The sequence below is a fragment of the Sciscionella marina DSM 45152 genome (assembly GCF_000379465.1).
GTDB lineage: Bacteria > Actinomycetota > Actinomycetes > Mycobacteriales > Pseudonocardiaceae > Sciscionella > Sciscionella marina.
This window is the reverse complement of sequence record NZ_KB905390.1, coordinates 71082-93774: the sequence shown is the minus strand read 5'-3', so window position 1 is coordinate 93774 and position 22693 is coordinate 71082. Positions and strand designations below refer to the sequence as shown.

Sequence of the window (22693 nt, the reverse complement as noted above, 5' to 3'; positions counted from 1 at the left end):
GCCATGCGCTCCCTGAACTTCGTGGTGGGCACCGGGCGCTGTGGATCCACCGCGCTGTCCCGGGTGCTCGCCGGGCATCCGGACGTGCTCAGCCTCAACGAACTGTTCGCCTCGCTGGCGCCGGGAACCTTTCCCCCTGGACCCCTGACCGGGGCCGAATTCTGGCGGCTGCTCGCCGAACCGAACCCGTTCTTCGACGCGATGGCGCGCGAACGCAGCCGGGTTCCGGAGTTCCTGTATCCGCGGGATCCCGGCCGATTCAGTCCGGAGACCGGCATTCCGGCGATCGCGATGATGGCGCTGCCGCACCTGAGCGAGGAACCCGACGCCCTGTTCGACGAGCTCGCCGAGCAGATACCGAGCTGGCCCGCCCGCCCGGTCACCGAGCACTACGCGGCCCTGTTCGCCCTGCTGGGCCGGCGTTTCGGGCGCACCGCCGTGGTGGAGCGCTCCGGGTTCTCGCTGCAGTGGATCGGCACCCTCGCCGACCGCTTCCCTGCCGCGCGGCTGGTGCACATGTTCCGGGAGGGGCCGGACTGCGCGCTCTCCATGAGCAGGCACCCGGGATTCCGCCTGGTGGTGCTCGAGAACCGGATCAAGGCGCTGACCGGGGCGCGCGCCATTCCGGAGCTGCGCCCCGCCGATGTGGCCGCGCTCCCGCCGGAACTGGCCAAGGTGCTGCCGGACCGGTTCGACCCGGCCGTGCTCGAACAACCGATCCCGCTGGCCGAATTCGCCGAGCTGTGGACCGCGCAGATCCGGGACGCGGTCACCGGCCTCGCCGAGCTACCGGCCGAACGGCGGTGCACGATCGGATACGAGGACCTGGTCGCGCACCCACGCGCAGAACTCGCGCGGCTCGCCGCTTTCCTGGATGTCGAACCGGATCCCAGCTGGCTGGCCACCGCCGAACGACTGCTCGACCGGAACCGGGTCGGCGGGGCGGCCGCCCTTCCCGCGGAGGAGCTCGACCGGCTGCGTGAGCTCTGCGAACCCGGCAGGCGTGCCCTGCAAGCCCAACGTAGGGAGGTGGCCCCGTGACCGAACCGATCCGGCTCGGCGAACAATTCCTGCAGGACCCCTATCAGCTCTACGACCGGCTGCGCGCCGAGCAGCCGGTCGCCCCCGCGCTGCTGCCGCACGGGCTGCGGGTGTGGATCGTCAGCCGCTATGCCGACGCCCGGGCCGCACTGGCGGATCCCCGGCTGCGCAAGGATTCCGTACGCCAGCAGGAACTGTCCGCGCGGCAGGCGGAGGAGACGAACTCGACCCCGGTGATCACCGAGTTCCTCAATTCGCACATGCTCAACACCGATCCGCCGGACCACACCAGGCTGCGCAAACTGGTCGGTGCGACGTTCACCAGCCGCAGGGTCGCCGAGCTGCGCCCGCGAATCACCGAGATCGCCGGGGAACTGCTGGACGCCTTGCCCCGTGGCGAGGTGGTGGACCTGGTGCACGGCTTCGCCTATCCGCTGCCGATCACGGTGATCTGCGAACTGCTCGGCGTGCCCGAGAGCGACCGGGCCGATTTCCGTTCCTGGACCGCGACACTGCTCAACACCGGGGTCGGCGCGCAGGAACTGGCGGCTGCCTCCGAGGCCATGGTCGGCTATCTGGACGCGCTGATCGCGCAGAAGCAGCTCACCCCCGGACAGGATCTGCTCTCCGCGCTGGTCGAGGCGCGGGAGGCAGGTGATCGGCTCGACGAGGGTGAACTGCGCGCCATGGTGTTCGTACTGCTGGTGGGCGGGCACGAGACCATGGTCAACCTGATCGGCAACGGCACCCTCGCCCTGCTGCGCAATCCGGACCAGCTCGCCGCGCTGCGCGCCGATCCGGCCGGACTGCCCGCCGCAATCGAGGAATTCCTGCGCTACGACGGGCCGGTCAACTTCGCCACATTCCGGTTCACCACCGAGGATGTGCCGATCGGTGAGACGAGCATTCCCGCGGGTGAGTTCGTGGTGGTCGCCCTGCTCTCGGCGAACCGGGACGCGCAGCGGTTCACCGATCCGCGGGAACTTGACCTCGACCGGGCCACCACGGGTCATCTCGCTTTCGGGCACGGGGTGCACTACTGCATCGGCGCGCAGCTGGCCAGGGCACAAGCGGAAATCGCGTTCGGCATGCTGCTCGAGCGGTTCCCGGAGATCCGGCTCGCGGTGGCCCCTGGCGAGCTGACCTGGCGGCACAGCACCCTGATGCGGGGGCTCGAAGCTCTGCCGGTGCTGCTTCAAGCCCCGCGCTGACCGGTCAGGATGGCCTGCCGCGCGGCCAGCACCGCGGCGGCGACCACCCGGATCGGGGCAAAGTAGTCCTTCACCAGCCACAGCGGGGTGATCCCGGCATCCACCACCCCATCGCGCAGCACCGGCTCCGCGCAGGTGAGCGCCTCGGCCACGCCGGTTTCGGTGCTACCGCGCAGAATCAGTGCGGCGTACGCGGTCTCCTCCATGGTCACCCAGCGCACGCCCCAGCCGCCGCCGGGATGCCTGGTATCGAGCACCCAGCGCCTGGCGCGCCGCGCGGCGGCCTTCGCCGGTTCGCCGTCCACCGCGGAAAGCGCCTCGACCGCGCACACCGTGGCGTAGTACGGGGAAACGTGCCAGAAATCGAACCAGCTGCCATCGGCGCGCTGCTGGTCGAGCAGCCATTCGGTATTGCGCCGCAGCACCGGACCGTAGCGCTCGCCGTGCTCGGGGCGCTCGGCGAGATAGCGGTGCAGCAGGCTCACCGTGTGCCCGTTCGTGGCCGGTGAAGCGATCGATTCGCCGGGATAGATCTGGAAATGGTCCTCGGCCCAGTAGGTCAGCAGCCCGTCCAGTCCGGCCGTGCGCCCATGACAGAGCAGCGCGTTCACCACCGCGGCGGTGTCGTCCCCGTCCACGGTGAGATCCCTGCCGCCCGCGATCCCGTGCGGGCCCAGTTCGGACTCGAGCCGGTCCAGGATCCGCTCCGGGCAGTCGTGCGGAACCCGGTGCCAGACGAAGGTGTTCAGCATCCAGGCGTGCTCGAAGTAGTCGATCGGCGCGGCCACCGGCACCAGGCCGTTCCCGTGGCGCTGCAGCTCCTCGAGGAACCGCGCGGCCGGGCTGCCCGGATCCGATGCGGTGCGCAGCCACCCCGCCGTTCCGGCCGCCGAACAGCTCACCGAACCCGCGTAGGGGTGCGCCGAATCGACCGGGGTGGCGATCTCCCAGGCATGCCAGATGTCCGCGGGCAGTTCCCGGCCCGCGGCGGCGTCCGCCCGGATCGCGGCCAGCCGTTCGGTGGCACACCCCGCGGGCATCGGCAGCTCCGGTTCCCCCGCGGCCGCCAGGCGCGTGTTGATCCGGTCCACCAGCATCGGCACGATCAGTTCCACGCTGATCGTCGCCGGTGGCCCGGCCGCGTAGCGCCCGCCGGGTGCCAGCCAGTCGCGCAGCGCACGCAGGCCCTGCCCGGCCACCGCGCGGGCCTTGCCGCGCTCGATGACCTCATCCGCGGGTTCCCGCCGCTGGGCAACCGCGAGCAGCGCCTCGGTGGCCGAAAGCGTGGCGTTGAACGCGAATCCGTCCTGCCCCCAGGTGCCGTCGGCGGTCACCGTCCGGCACAGGTGGCGCAACCGCTCGGCATGCCCGCCGAGCCACGGTGCGTCCGCCACCAAGCGGGCACACTCGTACACCGAAGGGGTCAACCAGGCCCAGGGATCCGCGGCGGACTCGTGCAACAGGGTGTTCGCGGCGCTGCGAAAGTCATCGGTCACCGTTCCTTCCTACCGCGCCCCGGCTCGTGCGCACAGCCACCTCGTCGAATTTCGTTCCGGCGACTTGGTACCGATCGGTACTTGCGTCGCTCGAACGTAACACCCTAGAGTCATTAGCTATGACTCTGACTCATTACATGAACCCTGCGCTCCGCGGATTCGGCGCGCACCATCGCTGGCTGATCCTCGGCATCGGGGTGGCCGCACAGGCCAGTTTCTCGGCCGCCTTCGCCGGAATCCCCGCCACCGGACCACTGCTGCGCGGGAGGTATCACTTCAGCGCGGGACAACTCGGCCTGGTGCTCGGCGCGATCCTACTCGGCATCGCGATCTCCGAGGTGCCCTGGGGAATGGTGACCGACCGGCTCGGTGACCGGCGAACCCTGCTCACCGGCCTGCTCGGTACCGGCGCCCTACTGGCGCTGCTGGCGGTCGTCCTGACCCCGGGGGCTCCGGCATTGGTGTTCGCGGCCGCGCTCTTACTGGTCGGGGTACTCGGCGGTTCGGTGAACGGTTCGAGCGGCCGCGCGGTCATGGCCTGGTTTCCCGATGATCGCCGCGGATTCGCGATGAGCATCCGGCAGACCGCGATCCCCGCGGGTGGTGCGCTCGGTGCGGCGCTGCTTCCGGTACTGGCCGGTGATCTGGGGTTCCGCGCGGTGTTCGGCGCGCTCGCCCTGTTCTGCTTCGCCTCGGCGGCCGCGGCCTTCGCCTGGCTGCACGAACCGGCCGAGTCCACCGCGCAACCGCGCGGCATCGGCGGTTCCCCGCTGCGCAGCCGGGCGGTGTGGCGGCTGGCATCGGCGAGCGGGCTGCTTTCGGTCCCGCAGTTCGCGGTGACCACCTTCGCCTCGGTTTTCCTTGTCAGCCAACGGCATACGCATCTCGCGCTCGGCACGGTGACGCTGCTGATCGTGCAGCTGGGCGGGGCGGCCGCGCGGGTATGGAGCGGCGGATACACCGATCGGCACGGGAACAGGCGCGGGTACATCAAGGCGGTCGCCGGACTGAGCACGGTGGCCTTCGCCGGGGCTGCGGTGCTCACCGAGGCGCCCGTGGGGCTCACCGTGGCCGCGCTCGCGGCAGGTGGGTTGCTCGCTTCGGCTTGGCACGGCGTGGCCTACACCGAGATCGCGCGTATGGCGGGAACCAGGCGGGCCGGGACCGCGCTCGGCCTGGAGAACACCACCGTGTTCGCCGCGGGTTTCCTCGCCCCGGTGCTGATCCCGGTGCTCGCGGACGGCGCGTCCTGGGCGGCGGTCTGGGCGGGCGCCGGTGCGTGCTGCCTGCTCGCGACCCTGGTCAGCCCGGGACGGCATAATTCCCCCGAAGGGATGTGATCACCTTGGCAAGCGAGCAGCTGCGCTTCGACACCGGCCGGGTCTGCCTCGATCTGCTGGCCACCGTCGGATCCCGGCTCAGCGAGCATCCGGTGGAACGGCTCAACGGGCCGGACCGGCTGCACGCCTGGTTCACCGGAACCGGGTTACTGCCCGCCGATCAGCCGATCGCGATCGGGCCGGACTGGTTCGCGCAGGTCGACCGGGTGCGCACGCTGCTGCACCGGATCGTGCAGGACACCGTGCACGGGCGAACCGTCCCCGTCTCGCGTGTGCGCGCGCTCAACGAACTGGCCGGGCAGACCCCGCCGATTCCCCGGCTGCGCACCGATGCGCGCACCGTCCGGCTGCGCGAACCGGTCACCCTCGCCGGGCTGCTTTCCCTTGTCGCCAGGGATGCCATCGAACTGCTCAGCGGCAGCGAACGGCAGTATCTGCGCGAATGCGCGGGCGGCGACTGCGATCTGGTCTACCTGGACCATTCCCGCGGGCGCAGGCGGCGCTGGTGTTCCTCGCGGGTGTGCGGCAACCGGGAACGCGTCGCCAACTATCGCGAACGCCTCGGCTGAGCGCCGTACCCTGGCCGGCATGAAACACACCTCGTTCGCCGACTGGCCGTGCTCGATCGCGCGGACCGTGGACCTGCTCGGGGACCGATGGGCGCCGCTCGTGCTGCGCGAGTGCTTCTACGGGCTGCGCCGCTTCGACGAATTCCAGCGCGAACTGGGCATCGCCCGCAATACGCTCACCGAACGGCTGCGCAGGCTGGTCGCGGACGGGCTGCTGGAGAAGCGGGCCTATCAGCGCGAACCGATGCGCCACGAGTACCTGCTCACCGAACAGGGCAGGGATTTCTTCGGCGTGCTCGCGGCGATGGCGCGCTGGGGAGATCGCTGGCTCGCCGGGGAGCAGGGTCCTCCGGTGTTACTGCACCACGCATGCGGCGCGGACAGCCACGCCGAGGTCGTGTGCGCCGCCTGCGGGGAGCCGATGCGCGCCGGGAACACCCGCGCACGGATGGGTCCCGGCTTCCCCGAAGCGCTCGCCGACCGCACCTCGGTACGGAAAAGGTTCTCTTGACATGCTGAGTTTCATCATGCAACTTAGTGGCGAGCAGGGAGGCCGCCAATGGAGTCAACGGGATTACGTCTCGCCGAGGCACCGAGTGTCGAGGTGGACCGGTGGATCGCCGCCGCACCCGAACGAGTATGGGAACTGGTCTCGGATGTGACCGCGATGCCCGCGATGAGCACCGAACTCCAGGCCGCGGAATGGCTGGACGGGGCGAGCGGGCCCGCACTCGGCGCGCGGTTCCGCGGGCACAACAGGAACGACATCCTCGGCGACTGGTCCACGGATTCCCAGGTCATCGAATGCATTCCGGGACAGGTGTTCGCCTGGGCGGTCAGCGATCCGGACAACCCCAACGCGGTGTGGCGGTTCCGGCTCGAACCGGAGAACGATGGAACGCGGCTGCGCCAGTACGCCCAGCTGGGCCCGGGCCCGTCCGGGCTGACCCTCGCGATCGCGCGCATGCCGGAGAAGGAGGACCGGATTCTGCGCCGCCGGCTGCGCGATGTCGAGCAGTTCATGACCGACACGCTGGACCACGTCAAGACCACCGCCGAGGCGTGATGCGCACCGCGACCACCGTCGAGGCCTCGGGCGGGCCGGACTGGAAACAGACCGGGGAGTTCGTCGTCGAGGCGGAGAAACTGGGCCTCGACGTGTGCTGGGTCGCCGAAGCCTGGGGTTCGGATGCCCCTTCCGCGCTCGGTTACTACGCCGCCCGCACCGAACGGATGCTGCTCGGCTCCGGCATCATGCAGCTCGGCGTGCGCTCCCCGGTGGCGACCGCGCAGGCCGCGATCACGCTGGCGAACCTGTCCGGGGGCCGGTTCCTGCTCGGGCTCGGCGCCTCCGGGCCGCAGGTGATCGAGGGACTGCACGGAGTTCCGTTCCAGCGCCCGCTTTCCCGGATGCGCCAGACCGTGGAAGTCCTGCGCCAGGCCCGTTCCGGGGAGAAGATCTCGGTGCCCGGCCGCATTCCGCTTCCCGGCTCGGAAACCCGGCCGATGCGGCTCTCCGCGCGAGCGGAACACCCGATCCCGGTCTATCTCGCCGCGCTCTCCCCCGCCATGCTGCGGCTGACCGGGGAGCTCGCGGACGGCTGGCTCGGCACCAGTTTCGTCCCCGAGGGTGCCGATGCCTACCTTGCACACCTCGACCACGGACTGCGCGATTCCGGGCGGACCCGCGCGGATCTGGACCTGTGCCAGGGCGCCGAGGTGGCCTTCGCGCCCGATGCGGACGCGCTGCCCGGGATGCTCGCCGCACGCAAGACCGGGCTCGCGTTCAGCCTCGGCGGAATGGGCACCGCGGACACCAACTTCTACAACCGCGCCTACGGCCGTCAGGGCTGGGCCGAGGTCGCCGCCGAGGTCAGCGCCCGCTGGCAGGCGGGTGACCGCACCGGCGCGGCCGAACTGGTCCCGGACGAGATGGTGCTCGCCACCACCCTGATCGGCACCGAGGCCATGGTCCGCGAACGATTGCGCACCTGGCGGGACACCGGGATCGACACGGTGCGCCTCTATCCGGCGGGCGAGTCACTGACCGAGAAACTCGACACCCTCGGCCGGGCCATCGAACTCGTGCACGAGCTCGACTGAACAATTCGACAGTCCAGGCTGATTAGTTTAGGCTGTCGAATATGGCAGAGATCTCCACCGAAGCCGCCAAGGCAGCGCAGGACCTGCGAGTGCTCTTCAGCCGGTTGCGCCGCCGCCTGCTGGATTCCGCGGCGACCGAGGATCTGAACGCCTCACAGACCTCCGTGCTCGCCCGGCTGGTGAAGGACGGACCGTCCTCGGCGAGTGTGCTCGCCGGCGCGGAACGGGTGCGGCCGCAGTCGATGGCCACCACCCTGACCGCCCTGGAGAAACACGGCCTGATCGAGCGCGCGCCCGATCCCGGGGACGGACGTCGCCAGGTGATCACGCTGACCGCGGCCGGCCGGAAGCAGGGACACGGCGCGCGGGCGAGCCGGGAGGAATGGCTGGCCAGGTCGATCCAGGAGCGCTACACGGCGGCCGAACGCGCAACGATCATCGAGGCCATCGCCCTGCTGGACCGCGTGGTCCAGCAGTGAAACCGCGCGAGCGGTTCGCGGCACTGAGCGAGGGTTTCGACCGCAAGCTGCTCGCTCCGATGATCTCGGGCGCGATCCTCAACCCGGTCAATTCCTCGATCATCTCGGTGTCCCTGGTACCGATCGGGGCCGCCTTCGGCGCACCGCCGACCGCGACCGCCTGGCTCGTCTCGGCGCTGTACCTGGCGACCGCGGTCGGCCAGCCGGTCGCCGGGAAACTGATCGATGTCCACGGGCCGCGGCGGCTGTTCCTCGGCGCCAGCGTGCTCGTCGGTCTCGCCGGGATACTCGGCATGCTCGCCCCCGATCTCGGCGTGCTGATCGTGGCGCGGGTGTTGCTCGGTTTCGGCACCTGCGCGGGTTATCCGGCCGCGATGCGGATGATCCGGGACGAGGCGGAGCGCACCGGAAAGGACAGCCCAACGGCAGTTCTGACGGTGCTCGCGATGGCCACCCAGACCATCGCGGTCATCGGTCCCCCGCTCGGCGGACTGCTGATCGGGCTCGGCGGCTGGCGCGCCACCCTCGGGGTGAACATTCCCTTCGCGATCCTCGCGTTCGTGCTCGGGGCGCGCCGGATCCCGGCGACCGCCCGGAAAACCACGAACCGGCCGAACCTCGATTTCCTCGGCATGGCCCTGTTCGCGGGCATGCTCGTGTCCCTGCTGCTGTTCCTGATGCACCCCTCGGCGACCGACTGGTATCTGCCACTGATCACCGTGGTGGCCGCGATCGCTTTCGTACTCCGGGAACTGCGGTCGACCGAGCCGTTCATCGATGTGCGGATGCTCGCCGGGAACCGCCCGCTGGTGGCCACCTACGCCCGGGCCCTGCTCGCCTATATCGTCTCCTACGCTTTTCTCTACGGTTACACGCAATGGCTCGAGGACGGGCGTGGGCTCACCGCGGCGCAGGCCGGGCTCATCCAGCTGCCGGTGTTCGCCACCGCGGTCGTGGTCTCCGGGCTGACCGGGCGGCGCAAGGAGGTGCGCGCCAAACTCGGGGCCGGCGCGCTCTGCCAGATTCTCGCCTGCGCGCTGATGCTGGTGCTGTGGCCGGAAAGCGGGATCTGGCTGCTCGTGACGATCGCACTGATCTTCGGGATCACCCAGGGACTGATGAGCCTCGCTCTGCAGAATTCCGTTTACCACCAAGCGGATCCGGACAGCATCGGCACCTCGGCCGGGCTGCTGCGCACCTTCAGCTATCTCGGCGCGATCATCGCTTCCGCCGCACAGGGCGGTTTCTACGGACAGCACGCCGACACCGGCGGGCTGCACCAGCTCGCGACCTTCCTGCTCGTCATGGGCGGGCTGCTACTGCTGATCACCCTCGCCGACCGGAAACTCGGCCGGACAACCAACTGAAGAGGAGCTGTCTCATGACCGACACCATCGACCCGCGGCACAGTGCGCTGCTCGTGATGGACTACCAGAACGGAATCATCGGATCCCTGCCCGACGCCGAGGCCCTGCTCGAGCGTGCGGCCGGGGCCATTTCCCTGATGCGCGACCGCGGCGGGCACATCGGCTACGTCCGGGTCGCCTTCACCGAGGAGGACTTCGACCGGATCCCGCCGAGCAGCATCATGGCCGCCATGGTCACCCCCGAACGGCGCGCCGCCATGCACGCCGAAGCACCCGCCACCGCCGTGCACGAGCGCCTCGCCCCCGAGCCCGGCGACATCCAGGTGCGCAAGACCCGGATCGGCGCCTTCTCCACCACCGATCTGGACGAGCAACTGCGCGCACGGGAGGTGCACACCCTCGTGCTTGCCGGGGTCGCGACGAGCGGAGTGGTGCTGTCCACGGTCATCGAGGCCGTGGATCGGGATTACCGGGTCGTGCTGCTCACCGATGCCTGCGGCGATGCCGATCCGGAACTGCACACCCTGCTCACCGAACGCATGCTCGGCAAGCGCGCCCGGCTGAGCAGCACGACGGAACTGCCGTCCCTGCTGGGCTGAACGCCGAGCTCAGGAAGGCCAGGCCGGGGCGCGCAGGCCGTGCCCGCCCGCATAGGCGGCGCGCTCCGGCCTGCGCCAGTCGCGCAGCAGCGCGGGATCCGGGCGGTACACCTCGACACCGATGGGATGGCACACCTCGAGCGGATCCCCGGCGTCCGGGCCCCACATCGGCACCGAGAGGTCCCCGCCCGGACAGGTGGACAATGCGCAGAGCAGTTCGAGTTCGGCGAAGAATTCGAAGTAGTCGCCCGGTCGCGCGGGACAGGCTTTCATGAAGTAGCGGTCTTCCTCGTTGAGCCCGGTGCACTGGAAGACGTTGAGCACATCGTGCACGTCGAATTCGGTCAGCCCGTAGGGAAGCACGGCGCGCACCAGGTTCGAATGGCAGTGATAGTCGAAATCCTCGCCGGTGAGCATCCGGTTCACATAGGGATCACAGCGGCTGCCGAGCAGATCGTGCACCCGGCCACCGTCCGCGTCCTGTCCGTATCCGGCGAGCGTGTCGGCGGTGACGGTGACCAGCGGCCGCAGGAACGGCAGATTCGACCACAGCCGCTCGAAGGTGCTCACGTGCGCGCGCTGCAGCTGCCTGGTGCGCGCGGCCCAGAGCCGTTCCCGTGGATCCGCGGCGTTCCAGATGTTCAGATCGCCGACCTGCGGACCGTCCACAGTGACCAGTCGGCACAGATGTCCTTCCGGGACGGTCCACGCTTTCCCGGTCCGGATCGGGATCTCGAAGGCGTCCACCAGTTCGTGCCTGGTCTCGGCGAGGCTCCGGTAGAAGTCCCGGTCCACGTCGAGCGCGCCCTCCCCGGATTCGTACGCGGCGGCTACCACGGTCATGTCCTCCCGGTCATCTCATCGGCGCGGACCACATCGAGTACGGCGAGCTCGGAGTCCTCGAGGTACTGGCGGGTCGCCGCGATCGCCGCGCCGCGCTGCCCGCCGCGCACCAGATCGCAGATCTCCCGGTCCCGCGGAATCCACGGCGGCTGCCACTGCGCCTCGTCCGGCATCACCGCGAACGCGAGACGCAGCTGCGCGAGGATGCCCTGGAAGAACCGGTCGATACTGCGGCTGCCGAGCAGCTCCACCAGTGCCTGATGGAACCACAGGCTCGCGGTGCCGACCGTATTCCACGATTCGCACGCGACCGCCACCTCCGCGGCCCGCACCCGTTCTTCGAGCCCGCGCAGGGCAGCGGATCCGGCGAGCGCGCTCTGCTGCACGGCGGCCAGTTCGAGGGTCCGCCGCACCCGGTAGATCTCGTGCACATCCTCGGTGCACAGGGTCTTGACCACCGCACCCTTGTGCATCCGGTAACTGATCAGGCCCTCGTATTCCAGCTGCCGCAAGGCATTGCGCAGGGTGTGCCGGGCGATCCCGAACTCCGCGGCCAGCGCCGTGTCCCGCAGCTGGGTGCCCGGCGGCAGCCCGCCCTCGGTGATGCGCACCCGTAGCGCATCGGCCACCTGCGCACCGGCGGGCACGGGTTCCTCGTTCACCACGCCACTCAACTTAGTCATTATTGTTCCACAATTCAAGGCCGCTGATCCGGGCAGTTGTCGGCATCCTTTGCCGATCATGCCGTGATGTGCGCACGGATGGTTCCACAGTTCTCCCGCTGGATAGGCTCGACTCGAGTCCACTGTGGAGTGATGCTGTGTCCGAGAGTCCCGGCCTGCGCCGCACCCTTTCCGCCCGCGACCTGATCGTCTACGGGCTGCTGTTCATCGGCCCGACCGCGCCGATCGGTATCTTCGGGGTACTCGATGCGGCAAGCGATGGGGCGAGCGCGCTCGTGTTCGTCGTCGCCACGCTCGTGGTCGGGTTCACCGCCTGGTCCTATGCCCGGATGTCGGCCGCCGTGCCGCGCGCGGGATCGGTCTCCGCGTATGCCACGGCGGGTCTCGGCAGGGCGCCCGGTTTCTTCGCGGGCTGGCTCGCCGGACTGGACTATCTGTTCATCCCCTCGGTCGCCGCCCTGCTCAGCGGGACCGCACTGCACTCCACGGCCCCGGCGATCCCGACCTGGCTCGCCACCGGGGTCGCGATCTGCGTGTTCACCGCGCTGAACCTCGCCGGGGCACGGATCGCCGCCCGGGTCGGCATGATCGTGCTCGCGGTCGGGCTGGTGCTGCTGTTCGTGTTCGTGGTGTGCGCCATCGTCGTGCTCGCCGAACACGGTCCCGCGCGCGGCTGGTTCTCCCCGCTGACCGGGACCGGCGGGCTCACCATGGGCGCGCTGCTGGGTGCGGCCTCGGTGGCCGCGCTCTCGTTCCTCGGCTTCGACGCGATCGCCGGGTTCGCCGAGGAGAACACCGGCGGGCCCGAACAGGTCGGCAAGGCTTTGGTGTTCTGCCTCGGGCTCGCGGGCGTCCTGTTCGTCATCCAGACCTACCTCGCCTCGCTGATCTCCCCGGTCGCCCCGGAACAGCTCGCCGCGCACCCGCAGGACCAGGGCACCGCGTTCTACACGCTGATCCACAGTGCGATCGGCGGCTGGCTCGGCATCTCGGTGAGCGTGTACAAGGCGATCGGCCCCGTGTTCTCCGCGCTCGTGGCCCAGGCCGCGGCCGGGCGGCTGCTGTACGGCATGGCCAGCCAGGGACACCTGCCCGGCTGGCTGGCCACGGTGAGCCCGAAAACCCGGACCCCGCGCACCGCGATCCTGCTTTCCGCGGCGTGCACCGCGGCGATCGCGGTATGGGCGGCACTGCAACCGGACGGGCTGGACACGCTTTCCTCCATGGTCACCGTCGGCGCACTCACCGCCTTCGTGCTGCTGCACGCCTCGGCCATCCGGTATTTCGGCAAGCGGCGTGGTGCGGGACCGTGGCTGCTCATCCCGTTCGCCGGAACCGTGCTCACGATCGCCCTGCTGGCATCGGCTTCCCGGCTCGCCCTGCTCATCGCGGCGGGCTGGCTCGTGATCGGGGTGCTCGCCTACCTGATCGCGCGCGCCCGAACGTAACGGCCGATCTTCGCCAGCGACACCGCCGCCGCTGCCCCACGATGGCGGTATGACTGAGAAAACCAAAGTCGCCCTGATCACCGGCGGCAGCAGGGGTATCGGTTCGGCGATCGCGAACCGGCTCGCCGAGGACGGGATGGACATCGCGCTCACCTACCGGCGTGACGCCGCAGCGGCCGCGGATGTGACCGCGAAGATCGAGGCCACCGGACGGCGCGCGCTCGCGATCCGTTGCGAGAGCTCGGATCCGGAAGCGGCGACCGGTCTCGTGCGACGGGTGCTCGACGAATACGACCGGCTCGACGTGGTGGTCAACAACGCCGGGGTCTATCACGTCGCTCCCGTCGAGGAACTCGGCCGGGAATTGTTCGACGAGACGGTCGCGGTGAACGTGCGCGCCCCGTTCCTGATCGCCAAGGCCGCGGCCGCGCACCTCCCCTCCGGTGGGCGCATCATCAACATCGGCAGCAATGTCGCCGAACGAGTGGTGTTCCCCGGATTCTCGCTGTACGCCATGAGCAAGGCCGCGCTCGCCGGGCTGACCAAGGGGCTCGCCCGCGAACTCGGTCCGCGCGGGATCACCGTCAACCAGGTCGACCCCGGGCCGATCGACACCGACCTGAATCCGGCCGACGGTCCGGCCGCCGAGACCGTGAACGGATTCACCGCGCTCGGCCGGTACGGCAATCCCGCCGAGATCGCGGCCACCGTTTCGCATCTCGCCGGCGCGGACGGCAGCTACACCACCGGCGCACGATTGGCGGTGGACGGCGGATTCAATATCTGACTACACACACGTGTAGCAAACTGCACGTGTGTGTAGTAGCGTGGCGGGCATGGCCGATTCACCGGAGGACCGCACCGCCCGAGCCCGCATCCGGGACGCGGCGCTGTGGCACTTCGGTGAACACGGCTTCGACCGGGCCACCATCCGGGAAATCGCCGAGACGGCCGGGGTCTCCTCCGGACTGGTCCGGCATCATTTCGGCAGCAAGGAGGCGCTGCGCGAGGCGTGCGACGCACATCTGGCGGAGCTGCTGCGCCAGATCAACGAGCGAGTGCGTGCCGATCCGACGGCGGACGGCATGAACCCGGTGGCCCTCGCGCGGGCCGCGATCGGGACGTATCAGCGGTATCTGGCGCGCGCCCTCACCGAGGGCCGCGCCACTCCCTTGTTCGACATGATGGTGGATCTCGGGCAGCAGTGGCTCGACGAGGCCGATGCGCGGCGCGCCGATCCGCCGGGCGCCGACTCCCGGACGAGGGCCGCAGTGGGCACCGCGATGGCCCTTTCCGTGCTGGTACTGCAACAGCAACTCACCCGGGTCCTCGGCGTGGACGTGTCCAGCGCCGAGGGAGACCGGTTGCTCGCCAGCGCATTGATCGACATCTATTCCCGCCCCATGCTCGGCACCGAGGAAGCCGCCGCGATGCGAACCGCGCTGGGACTCGAGCCCGACGACCAGCGAAGGAGCTGACATGCCACAGGCGACACCTCCCCGGATCCAGCCACTTCCCACCGCGGACATGAGCCCCGAACTGCGCAAGCTGGCCAGGCTCGGCGCGGACACCGTGATCCAGGTGCTGGCGCACCATCCCGGACTGTCCCAGGCTTTCCAGCCGCTGGGTGGTTTTCTGCTCGCCCAGGGAACCCTCGACGGCCGGATCCGCGAACTGGCCATCCTGCGGGTTGCGCTGCGCTGCGACGCACCCTACGAGTGGGCCAACCACGCACCGGCCGCGCTCGGCGCCGGCGCCACCGAGACCGAGATCGAGGCGCTTTCCGATGCCGGCGCCGAATGGTCGCCGAGCGATGCCGCCGTGCTGCGCGCGGTGGACGAACTCTGCGCCGAGGTGTACGTCTGCGACGAAACTTGGGCCGCGCTTGCCGAAACCCGGGACGAGGCCCAGATCATCGAACTGCTGTTCCTGGTCGGCTTCTACCGGATGATGGCCGGATTCCTGAACTCCGCGGGCCTCGAGATGAAAGCCGGGCAAGCAGCACTTGGTGCGGCGCACGGTTCCACGCCCGCGTTCACCGCGGACACCGCCGAAGCGCCCAGCGCGCCGAGCGGCAAGACCGGCCCGAACGGCACCTGGAACCTCACGTTCACCCATCCCGCGGGGAGTAAGGCCCTCGTGCTGAGCCTCGACACCAGCGGCGGCGCCGTCACCGGTTCCATCTTCGACACCCAGATGGAGATCACCGTCCCCATCACCAGCGGCACCGTGGACGGCACGCATCTCACCCTCACCGCGCAGGTGACCGAACCGGCGGCGTTCGACATCAGTGCCGAGGGCAGTATCGACGGCGATTCCTTCACCGGAACGGTCACCATCACCGGCGGTGGAACCTTCCCGCTCACCGGAACCCGGGCTGCTTAGCCGTTTTCGGAACCGCCGAGCGCCGCGAGCCGGTCCACTGTTTCGGCGATCGGCCGCCGGGTATCGAGTTCCACGGTGGCCGAGGAGCGCAGCAGCGGGTCGATCTCGGCGGTGTCCGCGATGATGCGTTCGCGTTCCTCGGGAGTCTTGCCGAACGGATTGGTGCTGCGGGCCTCGATGCGTTCGAGCATGACCGGCAGCGGGGCGCTGTGCAGGATGATCTCGGCGAACCGGGGATAGAACGCGCCTTGGTTCACGACCGTCCCCGCGATGAACAACGGTTCGCCCGATCGCTCGTGTTCCGCGATCAACGCCTCGATCCGGTCCTCGCGCCACTGCGGTTCCGTACCGGTTCCGCCGGGCAGCGGGGCATTCTCGATCCACCAGCCGAGGTCGGTGTCCACCGCCCGGTAATCCCGCTGCTCCAGCAGACTGAGCACCGTGGACTTCCCTACCCCGGGCATACCGGTCACCAGCAGAACGGCGATACGGTCAGCGTACCGAGGACGTGCCGGTGAATTGCCGGTATTGGGGTGGGGTGAATTCGGGTTTGCCGTGCTGGATGTGATGCGCCTGGGTGAGGTTTGGTGGGTGATCGCAGTCGGGGTGGGCACAACCGTGGCCGCGGGCGATGAGTCTTCGGTGAAGTTTGGGTGCTGCGATGCGGTCCCGGGACCCATGTCGAGCACCCCACCCTCGCCGCCGAGCACGGTGGGGATGATTCCGGCGTCGCAGTTCAGTCCCTCGATCGAGCATCGCCTGAATGGAGCAGCCGCATGAATCCCTTACGGCACAAGCGATTCATTCGGCGATACGCGCGGAACCGCACGCGAAGCGAGGGAAAACCGGCGGGCTCACCTCCAGGAAAACCTGGACCCTATTCCCCCAATCCGGTCAGTACGATACGCAATCCGGCGCGGAATTCCTCAGCCGCTTCGCTCTCCCTTGCCGCCTGTGCGATCTCGATCAGTTTCGGGAATCGGTCCGCGGGCAGTTCCGCAATCCGTTCGGTGACGCTGGCCGGATCTTCGCCGTGGGCAAGCGAAAGCAGCCCGGCGAGCTCGGCCTGCGCGAAACCGGTGACGTATCCGGACACCACGCGGAACGCCACCAGAAGTTCGGAGCCGGAACGGCCGGACCGGGCCAGGGCGTGCAACAGGGCCTCGGCCGGTTCGAGCGTGCCGAGGTCGAGGCTGCGCCGGGTGAGGATGAGCGGAATGGCATGGGGATGCGCCCGCACGGCACGCCACATTCCCTCGGCGATCGCGGAAACCTCTCCCGCCCAGTCCTCGGGCACCGGTTCCCACCGGACCTGAGCCATCACCGCCTCGGTGACCAGGCGCTCGAGCCCGGAGCGCCCTTCCACGTAGTTGTAGATCGTCATGGCACCGGTCCCCAACGCCCCGGCGAGGCTGCGCATGGTCAGACCGGCGAGGTCGTGCTCGTCGACGAGGGCGAGCGCGGCCTCGCACAGGCGCTCCTTGGTGAACTTCCGTGGCGCGGGCATACCCCTCCTTGATTACGTACAAGGTACGTGTTTAACTGGAGTCGTTCACGTACATCGTACCTAATGAGGTTTCATGACCATCCGCACCAGCTTTTCCTCCGGCGGCGACCGGTGCGCCGCCTGGCTCACCCTCCCGGACGGCGCAGGACCGCACCCGGCCGTCGTACTCGTACACGGCGGCGGAGCGACCCACGAGATGATGCTCGACCAGTACGAGAAGTGGTTCTCCGCGGCGGGGATCGCGGTACTGGCCTTCGACTTCCGGCACCTCGGCGAATCCGGGGGCACCCCGCGGCAACTGGTCAGCCAGCGCCGGTACGTCGCCGATGTGGACGCAGCACTGGCGTTCGCCGCCGCACATCCGGAGATCGACGCCGGGCGCCTCGCACTGTGGGGGACTTCCTTCGGCGCGAGCCATGTTGTCGCGGCCGCCGCACGGCATCCGGAGCTGCGGGCAGCCGTCGTGCAGTGCCCGGTGCTCTCCGGGCGCGCGGTCGTCGCACGGGCCGGAATCCGCCATCTGGCCCGGTTCACCGGGCCGATCCTCAGCGATCTCATCCGCTCCGCGCTGCGCCTGCCCCGCCGGTATGTGCGACTGGTCGGGAAACCCGGAGAACTCGCGTTCGTCAACCAGCCGGGCGCGCTCGAAGGCTGGGATTCGGTCACCCCGCCCGGCTACGAGTTCGACAATCGCATCACCGCGAGTTCCGGGCTGGGCATGCTGTTCTACAACGCGGCAGCCGATGCCCGAAAGGTGCGCTGCCCCTTGCTGATCTGCGCCTGCGACCGGGAGAACCTGATCGACCCGGCGATCGCCCGCAAGGTCGCCGATTCCGCTCCCCGCGCGGTGCTCGAGCGCTTTCCGGCGGACCATTTCACCGTCTACCACCCGCCGGTGGTCGAGCAGGTGGTCACCGAGCAGATCGCGTTCCTCGGCACCCACCTCGGGACGAACTAGCCACGCAACCGCTGCGCGCCGTCACCCGCGGAAAGCGCGCCGATCCCGGCATCCTCGAGCAGCTCGCGCCTCGGGAACGCGAGGTGCTCGCCGCGATCGGACGCGGATACGACAATGCCGAGATCGGCGAACGGCTTTTCATCAGCCCGGCGACCGCACGTACCTATGTCGGCAGGCTGCTGACCAAACTCGAGGCGCGCGACCGGGCACGGCTCATCGTGATCGCACACGCCAGCGGGCTACTCGACGCGGAAGCACCGTTCCCCGGCGAATAACCGAAGCTATTTCATGACGGAGATTTTCGCCGAGGCACCGCCTGCCTCAGCTCCGCCGCCCTCGGCGGTGATCCGGTCCTTGGCGACGCCGTCCTTCTCCAGTTGGCTCGCGACGGCCTCGGCGCGCTCCTTCGAGAGTTTCTTCTCCTGGTCCTCGGGCAGCGACTTCGGCACCACGTAACCGGTCACCTTGACCTTGGTGTCCTTGGCCTTGTTCAGCACCTCGGCGACCGACTTCAGGGTGGTCTCGCTCTTCTCGTCGAGCGTGGACTTCATCAGCGCGAAGTGGATCGGGCTCTCCTTGAGCTTGTTGTCGATCTCGCTCTGTTCCGGAGCGGACGAGGCCGAAGCGGAGGAGGAAGAGCTCGATGGCGCGCTGCTGGACGACGGCGCCGAAGCGGAGCTGCTCGCGCCCGCACCCTGGCCGCCACCGGAACCGCACCCGGCAACGATCACCGCCGCGGAGACCAGCGAGACCATTCCAGCGACCGTACGAAACTGTTTCACCGAATTCTCCTTTCGGGGATTCATCAAGCGAATTACGGCCGCAACCTAACCCACAACGGAGCGGATAAAAACCGCAGGGAAATATAGCAAAGGAATGCAAATCACCCTGAGTGTCCGATAATCCCCACGGTCCGGCATGCCCGTGCTATCGAACGGGTGAAAACAAGCCGAGCTCGTCCCCTGATCGATACTCCGGGCAGGAAACGGCCCTCAGTGGTCAGCCGTTCGCGCGGAAGTACTTTCGCTCCGACCCCGGGTGAGCCTGCCGGGGCATCGGGGTTTCCGCGGAACCGCCGTACTCGTAGTGCCAGTGCAGAACGGCAAGATGCGCGTGCATGGCGACCCGGGCTCCGGCCTCGTTCCCGGCCACGAGATGACGGAGTATCGCCCGGTGTTCCCGATCGATCCGCCTGGCGAACTGCGCGGGCAGATGCCGTCCGGGCAGCCGCTCACCGAGTATCCGCAGCACGGGCTCGAGGCCGACCTCGAGCACCGGATTGTGCGCGGCGGCCAGGACCCCGGTGTGGAACCGGTACTCGCTCGCGTACGGATCGGTCAGATCCTCGGCGTCGGGATCGATGAGGGCTTCCCGGATGTGTTCGAGTTCCTCCGCGGTCCGCCGTCGCGCGGCCAGTCCGACCCCGTGGATCTCGATCGGATCGCGGACCTCGGCGAGCGAACGCGTGGAGTCGCCGCTGTCCTCGGTGAGCAACCGGATCGGCGTCGGCAGATTGGCGGCGAGCCTGCTCGGTGTCGGGCGGCTGACGAACACTCCCCCGGTGACGCCGCGCTTGGTCGTCACGAGCCCCTGTCTGGCGAGCACCCGGAACGCCTCGCGGGCGGTGTTCCTGCTGACCTGGTACTGCGCGGAGAGCTCCGGTTCGGTGGGCAGCCGGTCGCGCGCGGTTCGCGGGCCGAACCGTTGCGCGCCGGGACATCAGAGAGGGGCACCTGCATCACCTGTCGCCTTTCCGGGCAACACCGCCTGGCGCTGCTCCCCGGCCCGCGCCTCGCGCATGATCCGTTCGCGCTGTGGCCAGTACGACCAGTACGCGCCCGCGTAGTGCAGCCGGGTGAGCTGGAGCAGGAAGGGGTTGTCCGCGTAGTTGTTGTCTTCCGCACCCGATCCGGGCTCGGTGGGCAGCATGACCCGGTGCTGCTCGGTTTCCGGAACCAGGCTGCGCAGCAGGCGAAGTGTCCGGGTCCAGCGCCCGTCCGGGGCCCGCAGCGTCCCAGGGTCCTCGGGAAGTTCGGGTGAGAAATAGTAGACGGGCCGGATTCTGCCGTGTCCGTCGAACAGGAACTGCCGCTCGTAGGCGGCCGCGTCGGGGCACCCCGCACGCGGGGTGAGCACGATCGGTTCGAGGGCCGTATTGGACTGCAGTCCGGGGACGGTGGCCCGGCCCGCGCACTCGGCGGCGAGCCGGATCCCCAATGGCGAGTAGGGAAACACCCGGATACCGAGGGTGTACCCGACAACAGCGGCATCCCAGTCCAGTGAGCGGCGCACGATATCGGCCAGGGTCGCCGCCGTCTCCCCGGGCATGGCGAGCAGCACCTCGGCCATCACCGGGATTCCGTGCGCGCGGGCGAGTGCGCACACGGTGCCGATATCGTCCGCGGTGTAGAAGCGGGTGCCACGCGCGGTGACCTTCCATCCGTCCAGCAGCTCATCCCGGACGTGATCGGGGGCGAGGTTGATGCCCGCACATCCGGCCCCGGCCAGCAGTTCCATCAGCTCGGCGTCGAACGGAGCGGGCTGGGCGTAGATCCACAGCCGCATGCGGTGCAGCGGCGAGCCCGGATCGATATGCTTGCGCCGGATCACCTCGGTGAGCACGGCCTTGGTGTGCGAGATGAGCAGATTGAACTCGCTGTCGGTGGTGTGCAGGTCATACACGCCCGAGGCGGTGAGCAGTTCCATCTCGTCGACGACCGCGGTCACCGTCCGCCGGGTGAACCGGCTGCCCTTGGCGTCCGGCTCCATGCAGTGGGTGCAGGCGAAAGGGCAGCCGTTCTTGGTCAGGATGTTGCCCAGCCCGCCGTTCCGGTAGTAGGCGAGGTTGTCCACCTTGCCGGGCACCCCGGAGCGCCGCAGGTACGCGGTGTCCGCCGGCGCCGGGTTCTGCACCGGTGGTCCCGCGGTCCCCCGTGCCGACCGCCCCAGCGGATGGCCCGCGTTGACGATGAGCCCAGGCGCCGCGCGCGGGGCCCGGTCCTCGGCGAGCGCGCCGGCCAGCTCGAGGATGTGGTGCTCGCCGGGTCCTTTCACCCCATAGGGAATGTCGAAGTACTCCACGAGCGCGTACGGCATCGAGGAGAATCCGACCCCGCCCGCTACGATGGGGGCCGCGCACTGGTCCGCGATCTGCCGGAGCACCGCCCGGTGTTGCTCGAGGAAGACCCGTTGTTCCTGTGGATAGATGGTGTCGGTATTGCGCACCGTCACGCCGACGAGCAGCGGCCGGTGCGTGGCGAAGTATTCGAGCAGTACCGAACGCCAGTCATCGCGGTGCCAGCACAGGTCGAGCACCTCGGCCCGGAACCCGCCGAACTCCAGCACCGTGGTCAGGATGTCCAGTGCATAAGGGGTGATCGGCGGATGCACCTGATTCGGATTGACCAGCGTCACCAGACCCTTCGTCATCCGGCACGCCTCCTTCTCTGCCACGCTCGAGCCATGGCCACCCGCGGCCGGACAGCACAGTGGACCCGGACAGGAACCACCGTAGGAATCCGCCGCTCCCCGAAGGGGCCGGAGTACGACGACCCCGGCCCGGTTTCCGCCACAGGTCCATCCCGGCTCAACCGGCCAGGGTGTCGGACGGGGGCCTGCCGAACCGGTGCCGATAGTCGGCGGCGAACCGGCCGCGGTTGAGGAAGCCCTCGCCGCGGGCGATATCGGCGACCGTGGCGGTCTCCGGATCGGCGGCGAGCAGTTTCTGGTGGACCCGGTCCAGCCGGACGCTCTTGTAGTAGTTCATCGGGCTCACCCCGAGCGTCTCCTGGAACTTGCGCTCCAGGGTGCGGGTGCTGACCCCGACGGCACCGGCGAGCCGGGCCTGCGTGTAGTACCGATCGGTGTCGTTGTGCAGGATGTCCAGGCTGCTGCGCACGATGCGGGAAGAGGCGGGAGCAGGCTCGGCGTCCAGATCCTCCCGGTAGTTGTGGTTCGCGGCCAGCAGCAGGAAGGTCATCAGCGATTCCTCGGTCACCGCGATCAGGTTGTGCTGCCGGTAGAGCTCCGGGGTGTACTCCATCCGATTGGCCACCCTGGCGACGTCCTCGGCGAAGGCCCGCCCCTCCCCCGCGTTCAGGTCAACCGTCAGATCGAGGTTGAGCGGGCCCCGGTACAGCGGGCGGCCGAGCATCTGCGCCAGGCGGGCGTGCAGCGCGGGCAGTTCGAACCGCACCACCCGCTGGGCGCAGGCGCCCGTCCAGCGCATGCTCAGCCATTCATCGGGATTGGGCACCGCGGCGATCCCGGGACCGGTGTACGCCTCCTGGCCGCCGCAGCGGATCACGCTGTTGCCGGAGAGCGGGATCATCGCGACGAAGAACGATTCCAGGCGCCCGGGGACGATCTGCACATCGTCCCCGTAGGCGATGTCGTTCACCGAGGTATCGCGCAGGCGGCGGGACCACATCGTGGCGTCCAGATGCCCATCGCGGCGCAGCATCTCCAGATCGTGCGGGCACATCGAACGCTGCACGACCGCTCTCGCCTGATCGACATCCGTCATATGCTGCTGTCCGGTGTGCGGCAAGGTACTGAACATGGTGGCGAATCCCCACGTGCTCGGTCGTTCCGCCGTGGTGGACCGGAACGAACTACCAACCTATTGTACCGCAAATTCCGATCTGCAAATTGCGATTCGCGGA

Annotated in this window: 25 protein-coding genes; 16 read left to right on the top strand and 9 right to left on the bottom strand. The window is 69.0% G+C overall.

Annotation, left to right across the window (positions count from 1 at the left end; all coding sequences use genetic code 11):
* Nucleotides 1-3 precede the first annotated feature (3 nt).
* Nucleotides 4-1041: a sulfotransferase family protein gene (locus tag A37U_RS0116165; RefSeq protein WP_020497692.1), complete on the top strand. Its 1038-nt coding sequence runs from the start codon at nt 4-6 to the stop codon at nt 1039-1041.
* Nucleotides 1038-2252 (top strand): cytochrome P450 family protein, encoded by a 1215-nt coding sequence (locus A37U_RS0116160; RefSeq protein WP_020497691.1) that lies wholly within the window; start codon nt 1038-1040, stop codon nt 2250-2252. Before A37U_RS0116165 ends, A37U_RS0116160 begins: the two co-directional genes overlap by 4 nt.
* Here the strand turns inward: A37U_RS0116160 and A37U_RS43980 are convergent.
* Nucleotides 2237-3748, bottom strand: a complete 1512-nt coding sequence (locus A37U_RS43980) for a prenyltransferase/squalene oxidase repeat-containing protein (RefSeq protein ID WP_020497690.1) — start codon at nt 3746-3748, stop codon at nt 2237-2239. The two genes, A37U_RS0116160 and A37U_RS43980, sit on opposite strands and share 16 nt — an antisense overlap.
* Before the next feature lie 119 nt (nt 3749-3867).
* Here A37U_RS43980 and A37U_RS0116150 point away from each other — a divergent pair, with 119 nt between their 5' ends.
* From A37U_RS0116150 to A37U_RS0116115, 8 genes are read left to right on the top strand one after another with little or no spacing between them, the layout of a single operon-like run.
* Nucleotides 3868-5088 (top strand): MFS transporter, encoded by a 1221-nt coding sequence (locus tag A37U_RS0116150; protein WP_020497689.1) that lies wholly within the window; start codon nt 3868-3870, stop codon nt 5086-5088.
* 5 nt (nt 5089-5093) lie between these two features.
* Nucleotides 5094-5657 (top strand): CGNR zinc finger domain-containing protein, encoded by a 564-nt coding sequence (locus A37U_RS0116145; protein ID WP_205622949.1) that lies wholly within the window; start codon nt 5094-5096, stop codon nt 5655-5657.
* A 19-nt stretch (nt 5658-5676) separates the two neighbouring features.
* A complete protein-coding gene (locus A37U_RS0116140; protein ID WP_020497687.1) occupies nt 5677-6168 on the top strand; it encodes a winged helix-turn-helix transcriptional regulator in 492 nt (163 codons plus the stop codon).
* Between the two features lie 48 nt (nt 6169-6216).
* Nucleotides 6217-6723, top strand: coding sequence for an SRPBCC family protein (locus tag A37U_RS0116135; RefSeq protein WP_026197274.1), 507 nt, complete (start codon nt 6217-6219; stop codon nt 6721-6723).
* Nucleotides 6723-7760 (top strand): LLM class flavin-dependent oxidoreductase, encoded by a 1038-nt coding sequence (locus A37U_RS0116130; RefSeq protein WP_020497685.1) that lies wholly within the window; start codon nt 6723-6725, stop codon nt 7758-7760. The genes A37U_RS0116135 and A37U_RS0116130 overlap by 1 nt, the downstream gene beginning before the upstream one ends.
* A 41-nt stretch (nt 7761-7801) precedes the next feature.
* On the top strand, nt 7802-8239 hold the full coding sequence (locus tag A37U_RS0116125) for a MarR family winged helix-turn-helix transcriptional regulator (protein WP_020497684.1): 438 nt from the start codon (nt 7802-7804) through the stop codon (nt 8237-8239).
* Nucleotides 8236-9606 (top strand): MFS transporter, encoded by a 1371-nt coding sequence (locus A37U_RS0116120; protein ID WP_020497683.1) that lies wholly within the window; start codon nt 8236-8238, stop codon nt 9604-9606. Before A37U_RS0116125 ends, A37U_RS0116120 begins: the two co-directional genes overlap by 4 nt.
* A gap of 14 nt (nt 9607-9620) precedes the next feature.
* A complete protein-coding gene (locus tag A37U_RS0116115; RefSeq protein WP_020497682.1) occupies nt 9621-10205 on the top strand; it encodes a cysteine hydrolase family protein in 585 nt (194 codons plus the stop codon).
* Nucleotides 10206-10214: 9 nt separating this feature from the next.
* Here A37U_RS0116115 and A37U_RS0116110 read toward each other — a convergent pair whose 3' ends face one another.
* Nucleotides 10215-11048: an urea carboxylase-associated family protein gene (locus A37U_RS0116110; protein WP_020497681.1), complete on the bottom strand. Its 834-nt coding sequence runs from the start codon at nt 11046-11048 to the stop codon at nt 10215-10217.
* Complete coding sequence (locus tag A37U_RS0116105; RefSeq protein WP_051111653.1) at nt 11045-11731, bottom strand: GntR family transcriptional regulator; 687 nt, start codon at nt 11729-11731, stop codon at nt 11045-11047. The genes A37U_RS0116110 and A37U_RS0116105 overlap by 4 nt, the downstream gene beginning before the upstream one ends.
* Nucleotides 11732-11868: 137 nt before the next feature.
* On the opposite strand from A37U_RS0116105, the gene A37U_RS0116100 reads away from it, so the two are divergent.
* Genes A37U_RS0116100 through A37U_RS0116085 form a run of 4 tightly spaced genes read left to right on the top strand, consistent with a single transcriptional unit; the run spans nt 11869 to nt 15564 of the window.
* Complete coding sequence (locus A37U_RS0116100; RefSeq protein WP_020497679.1) at nt 11869-13179, top strand: APC family permease; 1311 nt, start codon at nt 11869-11871, stop codon at nt 13177-13179.
* A 49-nt stretch (nt 13180-13228) separates the two neighbouring features.
* Nucleotides 13229-13966 (top strand): SDR family NAD(P)-dependent oxidoreductase, encoded by a 738-nt coding sequence (locus A37U_RS0116095; RefSeq protein ID WP_020497678.1) that lies wholly within the window; start codon nt 13229-13231, stop codon nt 13964-13966.
* Nucleotides 13967-14015: 49 nt separating this feature from the next.
* Nucleotides 14016-14657, top strand: coding sequence for a TetR/AcrR family transcriptional regulator (locus tag A37U_RS0116090; RefSeq protein ID WP_020497677.1), 642 nt, complete (start codon nt 14016-14018; stop codon nt 14655-14657).
* A 1-nt stretch (nt 14658) separates the two neighbouring features.
* Nucleotides 14659-15564, top strand: a complete 906-nt coding sequence (locus tag A37U_RS0116085) for a carboxymuconolactone decarboxylase family protein (RefSeq protein WP_020497676.1) — start codon at nt 14659-14661, stop codon at nt 15562-15564.
* Here A37U_RS0116085 and A37U_RS0116080 read toward each other — a convergent pair.
* Together A37U_RS0116080 and A37U_RS0116075 are read right to left on the bottom strand one after the other, a co-directional pair.
* Nucleotides 15561-16028 carry an AAA family ATPase gene (locus A37U_RS0116080; RefSeq protein ID WP_040587892.1) on the bottom strand — a complete coding sequence of 156 codons (468 nt, stop codon included), beginning with the start codon at nt 16026-16028 and terminating at the stop codon, nt 15561-15563. The genes A37U_RS0116085 and A37U_RS0116080 overlap by 4 nt on opposite strands.
* A gap of 413 nt (nt 16029-16441) precedes the next feature.
* Nucleotides 16442-17071 carry a TetR/AcrR family transcriptional regulator gene (locus A37U_RS0116075; RefSeq protein WP_020497674.1) on the bottom strand — a complete coding sequence of 210 codons (630 nt, stop codon included), beginning with the start codon at nt 17069-17071 and terminating at the stop codon, nt 16442-16444.
* 73 nt (nt 17072-17144) lie between these two features.
* On the opposite strand from A37U_RS0116075, the gene A37U_RS53665 reads away from it, so the two are divergent.
* The gene (locus A37U_RS53665) at nt 17145-18029 is read left to right on the top strand and encodes an alpha/beta hydrolase (RefSeq protein WP_020497673.1); all 885 of its coding nucleotides are present in this window, start codon (nt 17145-17147) and stop codon (nt 18027-18029) included.
* 11 nt (nt 18030-18040) lie between these two features.
* Entirely contained in the window at nt 18041-18304 is a 264-nt protein-coding gene (locus tag A37U_RS53660) for a response regulator transcription factor (RefSeq protein ID WP_083933561.1), read from the top strand.
* Nucleotides 18305-18310: 6 nt separating this feature from the next.
* On the opposite strand, the gene A37U_RS49720 is transcribed toward A37U_RS53660, so the two are convergent.
* From A37U_RS49720 to A37U_RS0116045, 4 genes are all read right to left on the bottom strand, one after another.
* A complete protein-coding gene (locus A37U_RS49720; protein WP_157182860.1) occupies nt 18311-18811 on the bottom strand; it encodes an OmpA family protein in 501 nt (166 codons plus the stop codon).
* A gap of 217 nt (nt 18812-19028) precedes the next feature.
* Nucleotides 19029-19703 carry a FadR/GntR family transcriptional regulator gene (locus A37U_RS43970; protein WP_276141377.1) on the bottom strand — a complete coding sequence of 225 codons (675 nt, stop codon included), beginning with the start codon at nt 19701-19703 and terminating at the stop codon, nt 19029-19031.
* 45 nt (nt 19704-19748) lie between these two features.
* A complete protein-coding gene (tsrT, locus tag A37U_RS43965) occupies nt 19749-21458 on the bottom strand; it encodes a tryptophan 2-C-methyltransferase (protein WP_020497668.1) in 1710 nt (569 codons plus the stop codon).
* Nucleotides 21459-21615: 157 nt separating this feature from the next.
* A complete protein-coding gene (locus A37U_RS0116045) occupies nt 21616-22590 on the bottom strand; it encodes an AraC family transcriptional regulator (RefSeq protein WP_020497667.1) in 975 nt (324 codons plus the stop codon).
* Nucleotides 22591-22693: the final 103 nt, after the last annotated feature.